At 45.8% G+C, this 14,683-nt stretch carries 9 protein-coding genes; 2 read left to right on the top strand and 7 right to left on the bottom strand.

Translation table 11 applies throughout. From position 1 onward, the window contains the following. On the top strand, positions 1 to 2,447 hold a 2,447-nt coding region (locus tag VIM72_RS00270; protein ID WP_332000870.1), incomplete at its 5' end, for a gliding motility-associated C-terminal domain-containing protein. Between the two features lie 20 nt (positions 2,448 to 2,467). Continuing rightward, positions 2,468 to 3,391 (top strand): PorP/SprF family type IX secretion system membrane protein, encoded by a 924-nt coding sequence (locus VIM72_RS00275; protein ID WP_332000871.1) that lies wholly within the window; start codon positions 2,468 to 2,470, stop codon positions 3,389 to 3,391. Positions 3,392 to 3,457: 66 nt separating this feature from the next. On the opposite strand, the gene VIM72_RS00280 is transcribed toward VIM72_RS00275, so the two are convergent. The 7 genes from VIM72_RS00280 to VIM72_RS00310 form a co-directional block, all read right to left on the bottom strand. Then, the gene (locus VIM72_RS00280; protein WP_332000872.1) at positions 3,458 to 5,623 is read right to left on the bottom strand and encodes a redoxin domain-containing protein; all 2,166 of its coding nucleotides are present in this window, start codon (positions 5,621 to 5,623) and stop codon (positions 3,458 to 3,460) included. 23 nt (positions 5,624 to 5,646) lie between these two features. Then, on the bottom strand, positions 5,647 to 7,050 hold the full coding sequence (locus VIM72_RS00285) for a RagB/SusD family nutrient uptake outer membrane protein (RefSeq protein ID WP_332000873.1): 1,404 nt from the start codon (positions 7,048 to 7,050) through the stop codon (positions 5,647 to 5,649). 11 nt (positions 7,051 to 7,061) lie between these two features. Further along, positions 7,062 to 10,370: a SusC/RagA family TonB-linked outer membrane protein gene (locus tag VIM72_RS00290; protein ID WP_332000874.1), complete on the bottom strand. Its 3,309-nt coding sequence runs from the start codon at positions 10,368 to 10,370 to the stop codon at positions 7,062 to 7,064. Positions 10,371 to 10,714: 344 nt separating this feature from the next. Next, a complete protein-coding gene (locus VIM72_RS00295) occupies positions 10,715 to 11,944 on the bottom strand; it encodes a FecR family protein (protein ID WP_332000875.1) in 1,230 nt (409 codons plus the stop codon). 83 nt (positions 11,945 to 12,027) lie between these two features. Then, on the bottom strand, positions 12,028 to 12,606 hold the full coding sequence (locus VIM72_RS00300; protein WP_332000876.1) for an RNA polymerase sigma-70 factor: 579 nt from the start codon (positions 12,604 to 12,606) through the stop codon (positions 12,028 to 12,030). A gap of 161 nt (positions 12,607 to 12,767) precedes the next feature. After that, positions 12,768 to 13,721 carry a helix-turn-helix transcriptional regulator gene (locus VIM72_RS00305; protein ID WP_332000877.1) on the bottom strand — a complete coding sequence of 318 codons (954 nt, stop codon included), beginning with the start codon at positions 13,719 to 13,721 and terminating at the stop codon, positions 12,768 to 12,770. Positions 13,722 to 13,785: 64 nt separating this feature from the next. Next, the gene (locus VIM72_RS00310) at positions 13,786 to 14,178 is read right to left on the bottom strand and encodes a RidA family protein (protein ID WP_332000878.1); all 393 of its coding nucleotides are present in this window, start codon (positions 14,176 to 14,178) and stop codon (positions 13,786 to 13,788) included. Between the last annotated feature and the right edge of the window lie 505 nt (positions 14,179 to 14,683).

Genomic DNA, 14,683 nt, shown 5'->3' on the forward strand with positions numbered 1-14,683 from the left:
TAGGGCACAATGATAACACGGCGTCCAATACGTTAAGCATCAACTACGACATCACCAAACCAACAGTTGCATCAGTGACCGTACCGGCGGATAAGTATTATACAGCAGGACAGGTAATGAACTTCACCGTCAACTTCACGGAAGATATTATCCTGAACACAGCTGGAAGCAATCCTTATCTCACCCTCACTATCGGTACCACTACTATGAATGCCAACTATACCGGTGTTTCCACCGCAAGAGCACTCAGCTTCAGTTATACAGTGGTGAACGGAGATAATGATATGGATGGTATCACGGTTAATTCATTGGCGCTTAACGGTTCCACTATAAAGGACCTTGCTACCAACGATGCGGTGCCAACACTGAATAATATAGGGAATACTGCCAATGTAAGAGTGAGCACCAGCAATCCCACTGTAATACTGTCTTCCGCTGCCAATGCATTGCTGAATACGCCATTCACAGTAACAGCAGCGTTCAGTGAATCTATAACAGGCCTTACAGCAGGAGATTTCACTATAACAAACGGTACAGCCGGTAACCTGCAAACAACAGACAACATCACTTATACCTTCACGGTAACACCAGCTACAGATGGTGTAGTAAGCATATTGCTTCCTGCTAATGCGGCAGTAAATACCGGCGGCAATGGCAACACAGTTTCCAACACGCTCAACTTTACTTATGACAATACCGCGCCTATGGTAAATGCAGTAACCGTACCGGCAAACGGTTATTATAAAGCCGGTGATGTAATGAACTTTACCGTATCCTTCAGTGAAAACATCCAACTCAATACAAGCGGCGCTCCTTATCTTAATATTATCCTTAACTCCGGTACGGTTAAAGCGGCCTACACTACCGCTACGGCAAACAGCCTGGTATTCAGCTACACCGTACAACCAGGGAATATGGATCCGGATGGTATTGCATTGGGCACACTGGCATTAAACGGCGCCGTAATAAAAGACGTGGCCGGCAACAATGCGGTGTTAACACTGAACAATGTTGGCAATACTTCCGGCGTATTTATTCAAACAGGGTCTCCATCCGTACAATTATCTGCTGCTGTTGCTACGCGTGTGAATGCTCCGTTTATGGTGACTGTTGTATTCAATGAAGCTGTAACCGGCCTGGCAGCGGGCGATTTCACCGTAACTAACGGTACTGCCGGTAACCTGCAAACAATAGACAATATCACTTACACAGTAACAATAACACCTGCGTCCGACGGCACTGTTACTATTCAGCTTCCTGCTGATCAGGCACAGAACGCGGGAGCCAATGGCAACACAGCGTCTAACACACTTACGGCGACTTATGATGCCACGGCACCAATTATCACCAGCGGACTGGCCTTCAGTATACTGGAAAGAAGCTCACCAGGCACACTGGCCGGTAAAGTGACCGCTACTGAAACAGCAGGCAGCCTGCAGAACTGGATCATCACTGCTGATGACTCCAACGGCGCTTTCTCCATAGATGCCAATGGCAACATCCTGGTAAAAGACCTGGTAAAATTGAACAGCAGGGTAAATACCATTGTTACCCTGGCTATTACCGTGAGCGATGGATTGAACACCAGTGCTGCAGTACCGGCAACTATACAGGTAAAAGCAGTGAACCAGGCGCCAACCCTCGCTGCAATAGACGATATAACGATTTGCCCCGACGGCGGGGAACACACGATCCAACTGAATGGCGCCTCTGCAGTAGAAGCGGGACAGACCTATAGCTTTAGCATCTTCACCAACAAAGCTGCCAATTTCGATAAGCTGAGCATAAGCGTAGCAGGTCTTATCACTTACCAGCTGAAAGGTAACGCTACCGGTATATCTTCCATAACTGTTACTATCAGGGACAATGGTGGTACGGCAAATGGCGGTACAGATACCTTACGCCGCTCCTTCAATATGGAAGTGGCTACGCTGGGAGCTATCACCATCAGCAGCGATAAAGGCAACAACATCTCCAAAGGAGATATTGTACAGCTCAGCGCAACAGGCGGCACCAGTTACCAGTGGGATAATGCCGATGGTATCATCAGTGACCGGCAGAGCGCTGTTCTGAAAGTAAGACCAATGCAGAACACTACTTATCGTGTTACTGCAAGCAATAGTGCAGGCTGTAGCAATACCGCCGATTTCACAGTTACGGTAATGACAGACTTCAAGGTAGACGCAGTAAATCTCCTTACACCAAATGGAGACGGTAAGAATGATAAATGGGTGATCCGGAACCTGGATAGCTATCCGAATAATGAAGTGAAGATCTTCGACCGCACAGGCCGTCTTGTATACACACGCAGGAATTACAGCAATGACTGGGATGGTACTATGAATGGCAGCCCATTGGCAGAAGGTACTTACTACTACATCTTAACGATTGACGGTGGAGCGAAAACAGCAAAAGGTTATATCACGATCATCAGAGACAGAAATTAATTCAGTAACAACTATCTATTATGAGCCATAAACTCAATATGCGTTCGCTCATTGCCGGTGGCCTTTTATTGGCAGCCGGCATTAACAACCAGGTCAGCGGCCAGTCGCTCAGTAATGCAAAGGCTTTACTGGAGCCATCCGCCACCCAGTACTTCCAGAATCAGTACCTGGCTAATCCTGCTATGGCTGGCGCCGAAGAAGGATTGCACCTGAATGCAGCCTACCGTAACCAGTGGAATGGCATCGAGGGCGCTCCGGTTACCAAGTTCTTTTCCGCCGACTACGCCGTAGGCAACAGGGTGGGCGCAGGCTTACATATTTTCAATGATATAGCGGGTTTGATCAACAGAACACGCATTGGCCTCACCTACGCCTATCACCTGCCACTGGGCAACCAGGACCAGCAACTGCACTTCGGCCTGTCCATGGTATGGAATGTGCAACGCATCGATTATAAGAACCTGAATGGCGACCCGAACGACCCCTCCGTAGGCGCGTTCAACCGCCGGGATGACTACTTCGAAGCTGAATACGGTATGGCCTATACGAATAAGAAGCTGAACATACAAGCATCCCTGCCAAATGTAAGAAGCCTGTTTACCGGCGACGACAAAGAAGCAGACGGTGGTGGCATCTTCTTTACAGCAGCTTCGTACAAGTTTACAGTGAATGAAGCCATCACTTCCATTGAACCCAAAATCTGTTACCGTGGGGTACGTGGTTTTGATAACATTCTTGATGCCGGTGTGAACGTTTCTTTTCTTAATGATGTGGCCAACGTTATGACCATGTATCATACCACGAAAAGCATAACAGGAGGCATTGGCGTGAATATTATGAAAATGGTAGGTATACAGGCCATGTATACTACACAAACAGGAGGTATTAAAACCTATGTTGACGGGACCTACGAAATAGGTATTACCGTTCACCTGTTTAATTAGTGAGATTTTAAAGAGAGATCCTGCCCGGGTTATACCCGGGCAGGATCTCTCTTTTGGAGCAACAAATTATTTTATCAACTCCTGTAATTTCTTCTCCAGGGCAAAGCCTCTTAAATCTTTAGCTACAATTTTCCCTTCGCGGTCAACCAGGATATTCCAGGGAATGCCCCTAACGTTATAATACTGCGCTATAGCATTTTCCCGGCCCTTCAGATCAGACAATTGCGTCCACGGCAGCTTGTCTTCCTTAATAGCTTTCTTCCATTTGTTGGCATCGCTGTCGAGGGAGATGCCTACTATTGTAAAATTCCTCGACTTGAAAGCATTATATGCTTTCAGCAAATTAGGATTCTCTGCACGGCAGGGGCCACACCAGCTCGCCCAGAAATCTATCAGCACATATTTTCCTTTAAAGCCGGCAAGAGAAATTTCATGTCCGCTGGAATCAGCCTGGGATAAATCTGCAATCATAGTTCCTTCTGCACTTCTTTTCATCACAGGCAACATCTCAGCTATTCTTCTGCCGGAAGGCGTTCCACGGATGACTTCCGGGAGCAATGTATAAAGCGGGTAAACGATGTTGTATTTGGGGCCGGAAATATCTTCTGCCATATCCTTTACCAGTTGTAATGAAAACAAACTGTTGGGATGCGCCTTTACATATTGCTCAACATGTTCCATGTACCGGCTTCTTGCCAGCCTGAGGAGCCGCTCTCCGACTTTGGGTTTTTCCTCCTGTGGCGCATCAGTGAGTTGCTGCAGCAGTTCTTTTTGCTCCTGGCTAAGCTCTCTTGTAGTAGCATAGAAGCGGTTAGCCTCATACTGCATATCAGAGCCATCTAAACGGAGGTTGGGTAAGGAATCTGTGTTAACTGATAATTGCAGGTAACCTATATCGGAGAAAAAGCTAAACTGTTCGTTTTTGGGAAAGATGATTGCATTTACCCGCTGTGGTTCCTGCATTTCAGCCAGCCAGGTAAATTTGCCGTTATGAATGGATACAGTATCGTTCTGGTACTTATTGTCTTTATAATATTTAAAAACAATTTTACTACTGTTCTCCGCTGTTATATTTCCATCCATGCGCATGTTGTATCCCTGGTCAAAGATGTTCATCAGTGTATTCATCAGGTCCCTGTTGCGTTTGTTTTTGGCGACTATCTTACCATCAGGATCTATGAGCACATTCTGCGGAATCCCTTTGATACCGTATTGAACAGCAGCTTCATTATTTCGTCCTTTCAGGTCCGATACCTGCTGCCAGGGCATGTTGTCATCCTTTATGGCCTGGATCCATTGAGGGCGGTGCAGGGAATCATCCAGCGATACACCCAGCACCGTAAAGCCTTTATCTTTGTAGGCATTATAGGCACGTAGCACATTTGGGTTTTCTGCGCGGCAAATGCCGCACCAGCTGGCCCAGAAATCAACCAGTGTGTATTTACCACGGAAAGAAGATAGTTTGATGGTATTTCCTGCCACATCTGCCTGTATAAAATCCGGAGCGGGCGAGCCCACCATTATCTTCCTGACATTGCTGATCTGCTTTGCCAGTACTTTCCCCTCTTCCGAATTTTTAAACCGGGCACTGAGCGCCTCGAACAAAGGGGTGATCGTTTCAGGATCCAGACCTATGCGGTAACTGTACACCATATCCCAGGATGCAAAAGCGTTTGGATGCTGCCTGATAATGCCGGCTACTCCCTCATTAAATTTTATCTCCACCTGTTCTCTTTCCGCATCTATAGCCTGTACGGAATCTTTCATACCACGATTGCAGTAAGCCCTTGTGCTCAGGGAAGTAAAAGCAGCTGCATACTTTTCTCCATTCCTGACAAATTCATCCAGCACAGCTGTATTGGGACTACCTGTTACCGTAGCTGCATCGAGGGAACCGGTTGCCCTCATTTCAACTTTCCCGGGTTCTAAATAAAAACGCCGGGCAATATATTTGGCAGCTGATGGTTGCATATATACCCTTGCCGATACCGGCCGGCTTAACCTGCCATTGAATACAAAACGCCCGTCCTTTTGCAGCAACACGGAATCAGTTGCCATTTCCCTGTCGTTCAGCTCATACTGAAGATAAAGTGTACCGGTATATTGCGGAGCAGTTATTTGCCCGGTTAGTGTGAACGGTTTGCCGCCACCGGTTTGTGCCTGTACCATAACCGTTCCGGTCATGAGCAGGGCGGCAGGCAAGCATTGCCTGAATAATGATGGATAACGCATAATATGTTTGGTTGCTGTTTACGCTAAAAGTATCCCTTGTTCTGGGTTAGGTTTACATTGGAATTGATAGCCGATTGCGGAATAGGATAAAGCGCATCCGTTGGCTGCCATTGATTTCCTTTAAGACGGGATAATACTTCATCCGCCCTGGACACAGCAGGATTACCTACACCCGGCCATCTTTTCAGATCCAGCCAGCGATATCCCCATTCACAGAAAAACTCAATGCGGCGCTCATGTTCAATGGCAGTCATCAGCGCAGCCTTATCGGCAGCGTTGGTAGCTGGCAAACCTGCTCTTGATCTGATACTGTTAATATCTGCTGCGGCCTGGGTATAATTGGATTGTTGCGCCCGGGCTTCGGCACGGATTAAATATTGTTCAGACAAGCGCAATACCTGGTTATATTCCACCGGGCCAACACCTGCCATATACTTATATTTCGCAGGATATGGATAGTTAATGCCTCCATAATTTTTATAGCCCACCCAGCTGGTTTTGCGTTTATCGCCCGGTTCAAAATCTTCATGAAGACCATCCTTTAATACGAACTTTGGTGTTGTGCTCAATGCAGAAGGAACAAAATTGTTGGCTATCCATGAACTGGTAATACCATTTACAAACTGAAGGATTCCTTCCTGGTTGTTGGCCAGGAATACCTGGTCAACAGCGGCGTTCAGGCTAAACAGCCCGGGATTGTTGATCACGGAAGTAGCCATATTTTCGGCCAGCTGCCATTTTCCCCTGTAAAGATATACCCTCGCCAACAGCGCCTCTGCAGCCCAGGTAGTAGCGCGTATACGCTTACCGCCATAATAGTCTAATGTAGCGGGCAATACTTTTTGCGCATCTGTAAGGTCCTTTTCTATCTGATCATACACAGCATCCACGTTGTCGCGGGGTTGCATGGTAGTCGTGTTTACATCGGTAGACAACACTAATGGTACGGCTCCGTATTCATTCACCAGATAGAAATAACAGAATGCACGAATGAACTTAGCTTCTCCTACCGTTCTTTGTTTGTATGCTTCAGACAAAGGAGATCCGGGCATCCCGCTTATAACAGAATTGGCGATGTACACATTTTTATAAATTGTGCTCCATAAACCGTCTATATAATAATACAGGGGCGTTAAAGAATTATTGGTAAAATCATCATAATAATTCATAGAATAGGCGTATGCTTCATCGGCCGACATACAATTGAACAGAGTAATTAAAGTACCCATATCGCTGCCTGGATTGGGGTTAGCCACATTGGCGTATAAGCCTACCATGGCTGCTTCCGCCGTGGTGGAATCCAGGAACACACTGTTGGAAGCCAGCTGATCTTTGGGCGGTCCTATCTCTATCAGCTTCTTACAACTGCTCATCATCGATCCGGCCAATAACACCCAACAAGTATATAAAAAGAGTTGTTTTTTCATTTGTTTATTGTTTAAAGTGAGCAATGGATGCCGGCTGCAATCTGTCTTAACGGCGGCAGCACGGCCCCGGCGGTTTCAGGATCAAATCCCAGGTAACGGGTAATGGTAAATAAATTTTGCGCCCGTACAAATGCCCCGGCCGATTTCAACCTGATTGATTTTGTCCAGGAAGATGGCAGCTCGTAAGACAGGTTCAGGTTTTTAAGTCTTATAAAACTGGCGTCGGAATAACTGGCATCCGATAACAGGTAATAATTTTTATAGGCATAAGTAGCCTCACTGCCGGACAGTACGGATGGCCTGAAGCCATCGGAAATAATTTTATCATCCTGGTTCGATAATCCACCGGGTTGCATATCCACTGAAGAACGAACAGAAGATTTGGTTTGCTTCACAAATTGTAACAGGATATCCAGCTGGAACCTGCCGAGCTTGAAAGAGTTGCTGAAACCGCCATAGAAATCAGGCATACCGGAAGCTATCACCTGGTAATCTCCGTTAGCTGTTTGTAATAACCCTGTTGTGAATTTTCCGTCTTTATTGAGATCTTCGATGGTAGCGATACCATCTTTGAGGCCGGTATAATGATAGCCGTTTAAATTATTAATAGGCTGTCCCTCTATATAAACATAGGCATAAGCGGTTGTTTTTAAACCAGGGAAAGAGATGAGCTTATTGCGGGGGATGGTAATATTAAAAGAACTGTTCCAGGAAAAACCTTTATGGTTGATATTTTTTGTTTTCAGTTCAAACTCCCATCCTGAGCTTTGCAACAGCGCCGGCATATTCCCGGTAAAGGAAGAAAATCCTGATTGGGAAGATAACGGCGAAATGACCAACTGGTTATCCGTACGGCTGGAGAACCAGGAAGCAGAAAGAAAGAGCTGATCATCGAGGAACCCGGTTTCCAGGCCGATATCCAATTTGCGGTTGGACTCCCATCCAAAATCGGGGTTGGCGCTCCGTAATGGATAAATACCGGTGCTGCCATACTGGTAAAAAAGATTACCATATGAAGCCAGGTATCCATAGTCCGGGATCTGGTCATTACCGGTTGTTCCATAACTGGCCCTGAGCTTACCATAGCTTAACCATGGCAGGGTTGATTTTGTCCACTCCTCACTGCTGAATATCCAGGCTCCGCCAACAGATCCGAAATTACCGAACTGACGGTTGGGACCGAAGCGGGAGGAGCCATCCCTGCGGCCGGTTACATTAAAAATGTAGCGGTCTTTCAATATGTAATTAATACGTCCGAATGCGGAAACGTATTTGTATTCCCTGAAGCTACTGCTCTTGTACGAAATGTTGGATGCGGCTGTCCAGGAGCTCATCAGCTTATCATTGGAAAAGCCCGTGGCCCTTACATAATACGGCTCGGCAAAACTGGATTGCTGCCAGGTTCCTCCTGCGAGCACGCTGAGTTGACCATCACCCAATGTTTTATTATAGGTAAGTTGCGGCTCTACTATATAGCTTTCGATATAATCGGAAGTATAGGTAGCAGCAGACTCTCCTGAGCTGCTGCTGGGATCAAGAGAGGTTTTAGGAAGATAGGTTTCGTTTGTTTGTGCTATCTTATTATATCCAAGATTTACTTTCGCTTCTAATCCTGGCAGAATAGTATACCGTAAACTGGTATTCGCCAACAGGTTATTAGAACTGAAATTGGCCGATTGCAACAGGTAGGAATCAGGATTAGTAAATCCACCGGTCCAGTTTAAACTGCCGTCCTGGTTATGTACAGGATAATTGGGCGGCAATATAAACGTTACACGGGTAAGGTCCGTGGCCACCTGGTTGTTGGATTCCTTCGTATACATGGCCGAAACACCCAGTGTGAATTTACCGTTACGGGAAGTATTATCGATGCTCAGGTGGGATGAATAGCGCTTATATCCCCAGTCGCCGGGAAACACGGTAGATTCATGCCTGAAGGTATTTGAAAACCGGTAACGGAGATATTGATTCCCGCCTGAAAACGCGCCTGTAACCTCCGTTTGCCTGGCGGTGTTACCGATGTAATCTTTCTGGAAATTCCTGGATGTTGTAGTGTCCCAGACAGTGAGATCCGGTGCATTCGAAAAATCAGGTGTTACATTATCATTGGCAAAAGCTGTTCTTCGCATAGCCAGGTATTCAGAAAGATTGAGCATCGGTAAATAGTTGGTTACTTTACCTGCTCCTGAATAAATATTGAAATCGAAATGTGGTTCCGAAGTTTTACCCTTTTTAGTGGTGACCAGGATAACCCCATTGGCGCCCCTGGAGCCATAGATGGCAGTGGCATCGGCGTCTTTCAGTACGGATATCTCCGCGATATCTGCCGGATTAATGGAGTTCATAGGATCTACCGGTCCGGAAGCTCCTGCGCTTGAAAATGGTGTTTCCACGAAAGGTACTCCATCGATAATAAACAGTGGCATACTTTTGTTGACATTGGGCAGCGGAATCGTTTGCTGCTGCCGGATAGAAATATTCATCTGGCTGCCGGGGCTACCGCTGGAACGGGTAATGAAGAGCCCCGGTACATTACCTTGTAATGCTTCAAGTACATTACTTACCGGTTGTTTTTCTATCTCTTCTGCTTTCACACTGGTAACATTGCCGGTATTAAAGCGCTGCGTAGTGGTGCCATAGGCAATCACCTGCACTTCATCCAGTTTAGAAACAGAGGGAGGAAGTATTAATGTAAATCCCGATGAACCGGAGAAAACAGATTGGCCGGGTTTCAATGCTCCGCTACCCGCTTTGCTTTCGGGATAAGCAACTACAACGGCATTTGCGGCAGAGGTTAATTTTAATTCTATACTTCCATATCCAATCCTGCTTATCAATAAAACATCGCCGGTATTGGCATCAATAGTAAAAGAACCATCGGCTCTCGTTGCAGTGCCTTTTCTGGTACCCTTTATAAATACGTTGGCGCCGGGAAGCGGTTCTCCTTCACGGTTAAGAACAATGCCATTAACGGAAAATGGTTCAGGAGAAATGGCGGCCACCGTGGTGTTATTTCCGGCCGGCTGCACAACAGGATAGATGCTTATTGTTTTGCTTACAACCAGGTATTTTAAAGGTTGATTCCTGAATACATTTTCCAGAAACTGAAAAAGCGGTTCATTGGTAGCCTGAACAGTTACTGGTTTGGCTTTGGACAGATCGGTTTCCTGGTATAAGAACAGGTAGCCGGTTTGTTGCTTTACGGCTGAAAAAATTGTTTCGAGCGCTACATTTTTTCCCGAGAAGGTGATACTTTGAGAGAACCCTTTGGCGGCCACATTAAAGAAAGCGGCGGTAAGAAAAAAGAAAGTTAGTTTCATCACTAACACGATTTTGGTTAAGGGACGGCTCCCCCCACGGGCGGGCCATCCACAAAAAGCAGTTTTTGTCATACCTTTGAAACTGTTTTAGGTGCTTAATAGGCGGTCTGTGCAGACTTTGTCTTTGAATGTTACCTAAACTGCCCGGCCAATGATGTTTCCCCATCATTGGCCTTTTGTTTTAAGTAAGGGAATGTATATAATGCCCTGTTAAGGGAGAAATTGGCGGACATGCAATATCCTATCGCGGGAGGCGATGTTTATATTGTGCTGTCCTGGTTGATTGGTTGGTTTACTGGCAAAACTATTTTACGAACATATCATATTTCAGCGCCTGGATTTATTTACTTTTCTCCTACCATCAATATCCTGTCTTTCAATTCAACATGCAGGCCAAACCCCTGCAGGAAACGGATTAAATCATTTAATTGAACTCCCCTGTCCATTTCCCCTTTTAATTTTCTTGTTGGAATAGCTCCTTCATATCGGACCTGGATATCATACCATCTTTCAACATCTTTCATTACAGACTGAAAAGACTTACCTGTAAAACTGAAAATACCATTCTTCCATGCCAGCACCTGTTCCAGGTTGGCGTTGGAACTAATGTTAACAGTGGTTGTATTGTTTGGCAGTAACGCCTGTTGACCGGGCGTTAGCGTAACAGCCATATGTTGTTCTTCTTCTGATGCAGAACCGGTTGTGATATTACCAGGCCATACCCTGACCTTACCTTCAACAAGCGTTGTGGCAATTGTACCCTCATCGGCATAGGAATTAATATTGAAACCGGTTCCCAGCACTTCAATAGTAGCTTTTCCGTCAACATCCACCATAAAAGGCATTTTAACGTTTTTCGCAACCTCCATATACACTTCACCGGTTACTTTTACTTTGCGGCTGTTTCCTGTAAATGAAGCAGGGAAAGTAATGGAGCTTGCTGCATTCAGCCACACGGTTGTTCCATCGGGAAGTGTGAGACGGTATTGCCCACCACGTGGTGTAGACATGGTATTCATCATTACCTCTCCCTGGGAAACGCCCCTGGCATCGTAGATAATTGCACCACCGGCTGTTTTGACAATTGAAGAACTCCCTTGTTGGGCAATGGCTCCACTGGCAGCGCTGTCGAGTGTAATCGTAGTTCCATCAGACAAAGTAAGCAGCGCCTTATTCGATCCTGGTAAAATACCGGGTGCTGCCTTTCCCTTCACTACCTCTTGCCCTGCTTTCTTTGATGTTATATAGAAGTAGGTACCGGTCCCCAGCAGGATCAATACCGCGGCCGCCCAGCCCCATTTTTCCAGGAAACGTACCCGGCGGACAGGAGGAGGTTCTGAGAAGGTATGATCCGCCCGGATCATAGCAGCTACACCCAGTTCTATACGGTCAATTTCCTGCGAAAAATCCAGCTGATTACGTTCCCATAATGGCCAGTCCCTGTCCAGGATCTGCTGCACCATTTCCTTGTTTGCCGGATCTTTCAGCAAATCAGCGAAAACAACACGCTCTTCTTTACTCAGGTTTCCCTCTGCGTATCGTTCAAAATAATATGTCAGTTGCTGTTCAGTCATTCTATTCAGTACTAAAGACCCGGTTTAAATACCGGTAGGACGGGTCGGAATAAAAAAAAATTTATACTCATTTAATTACTTCCTCACAACAGGTTTATGAACGCCCATAACAGGGCGATAATAACTCCGGCATTTCTCCTTAAATAAGCCCGTAGAAAAACCAATGCTTCCACCATGTGCTCCCTTACGGTGCTCCTCGAAATCCCCAACCTGGTGGCAATTTCCTCGTAGGTTAAATGTTCGTTGCGGCTTAACAGGAATATTTCCTTGCGCCTGGGTGGCAGTGATTCAATAGCCCGGCGCATAATTGCTGCGAGCTCTTTGGTTTCAAGGGCTGTTTGAGGATTGGTCAGCGCCTGGTCCGCCTGCGCAACATCGGGGGCTTCTGTTTCCAGCAGCCCTCGTTCGAACTGGGAATGAACGCGGTTCCGGGTAACCACATACACATAACCCGGGAAATTGCTGACATCGGGAAGTTTCTGCCTGTTTTTCCAAATACGTAAAAAGACGTCCTGGGCAACCTCTTCGGCAAGCTGAGGCGATTTAAGCCAGTAAAGCAGGTAGGGATAGATTACCTGGGAATATTTCCTGACAATACGGTTGAATGCCCGCTCATCCCCCAGTGCAACCAGTTTCAGCGTCTCCCGTTCACCCTGTTCCATATTTAAATTATTGTTGCTCAATCCTATGCTGTTAACAATTAGACTGTAAAATAGAATAATTCTGAAATATGGATTTTCGCAGGAGAGTATTAAATGGCGGATCTTAAATACTGAATATTCATCGTACAAAGAAAAACAAAAGTAGGTATTATCATTATCAATTACTTCCCTATATTATCCATACCTGCTTCCAATATACGCCTAACTTCGGCAGGAAGATAAGCCGGTTCCAGGATCTTTGCTACATCAACAAAGCGCATAAACCACCTGGCAAAAGAAACAGGGCTTTGCCTGCAATCAAAATACATTATTATTTCATTACTTAGCATTTCTTCCCGGGAAAACCCATAGTTCTGACGTTCCCAATGCAGGAAGTGTGCATAATCCGGGTCAACAGCTATAACAACAGGGGTAATATTATTTTGTGAATCAGCTCTCCGTAACTCATCAACAGATGGATGTTCCTGTTTAAAGTTATCATCGCACAGTATTATTTTCCTGATCCTGTCTAACCGGAAATTCCGGTATCCCGATTTTAACCGGCACCAGGCAAGCACATACCAGGAGCCGTTTTCATAAAACAGGCCAACAGGCTCAATTGTGCGGGCCACTTTCCGGCTGGCGCCACTCTTTACGTAGGAGATCTCCACTACTTTTTTACTGAGGATACTTTTTAACAGCACATCAATGATATCGGGCAGATACTTAGTTTCCCTGAACGGCTCGTTGATCTGCAGTTTATTTTCGAGGTGTGATAGGTGATCTTTCTGTTGCGCGCGAAACGAGCCCTTGATCTTAATTAAAGCAGTTTCGAAATGTTGTCTTACAAACGCCGTTTCATGCTTTTGCATTACTTTCTCTGCCACCATTAAACTTAGTACCTCTTCCTGGCTAAACCTGGATGGCAGCATTCTGAATCCCTCAATGATAGAAAACCCTTGCCCGGATTCATTAATTACGGGCACCCCGGCCTGTTCCAGCACTTTTAAATCCCTGTAAACTGTTCTGCGCCCGATATGAAACCGCTCCTGCAGTTCCTTATTGGTAACAACAGACCTGGATTGCAGTAAAAAGAAAATATGTACAATTCGTTCCAGCCGCCTTTTAATATCCATATTGCTCTTTATTAAAAAGAAGAGGGACTGATATTACATCAGTCCCTTTTGTACATTCCATTGATTACCTTACAACAGTAGCTTCCAGTTCAACTGTTAACGTTGCAAAAAGACCTTTCACCTCCAGCAAAGTAGTTGCCTGTTTGATACCATATTTGGCAATGAAGCCTGCATACACATCTCCACATTCCGTAAAAAAGGTTGCAACAGAAGTGGTGTAAACATTTAGCCTTACAATTCCACTGCACTCGTAACCTGCGGTTTTAATCAGGTGTTCCAGGTTCTCTATTGTCTGGATAAGCTGGAAGCGCATATCTGCAGCGCTTGGCGCTCCGTTGGCATCTATGGCTGCCTGTCCTGAACAGTACAGCGTTCCGGTTGGGTTTTTCACTTCAACTGCCTGTGCTGAATTGGTTGCTTCCCCCCATTTCCAGGGATCGATGATCCTTTTTTCCATTTTCGTTTACTAATTTAGGTGTAAATAAATCGTTGCTTTTTGCAAAGCTAGGGGCGGGGTGTGACAACCCTATGTCACACAGGAATCGGTTCTCCTGATATTTTTGTAACAGGCAAAAAGGATGGAAGAATTACACCCAACCAGCTCTGCCATATAACCTGCGAGACACTGAGATAGTGTATGGGGAGTGTATTGAAAGTGTATGGAGAGTGTATGGGGAGTGTATGGGGAGTGTATGGTGACTATATCAGGGGTACTACATATACACGAGTCCTAAGTATCCCAGAAGTATCAGATAAGTATGGTAAAACTACCGGGGAATCCTCCGGCAAACAGATCCCCCGGATGTAATCAACGGCCCAGGAACTCCTTAGTAGTCTGAATATCCGCGTAATAAAAAGCCAATGCACCCATTAAAGTCTTCTGCACCAGCGAAGCCGCTATCTGTTCCCCTTCAACATCCAGCGCCCTGGTGGCACAGGCATCAGAAATAACGGTGCAGCTA

This window comes from Chitinophaga sp. (assembly GCF_036569185.1).
Taxonomy (GTDB): domain Bacteria; phylum Bacteroidota; class Bacteroidia; order Chitinophagales; family Chitinophagaceae; genus Chitinophaga.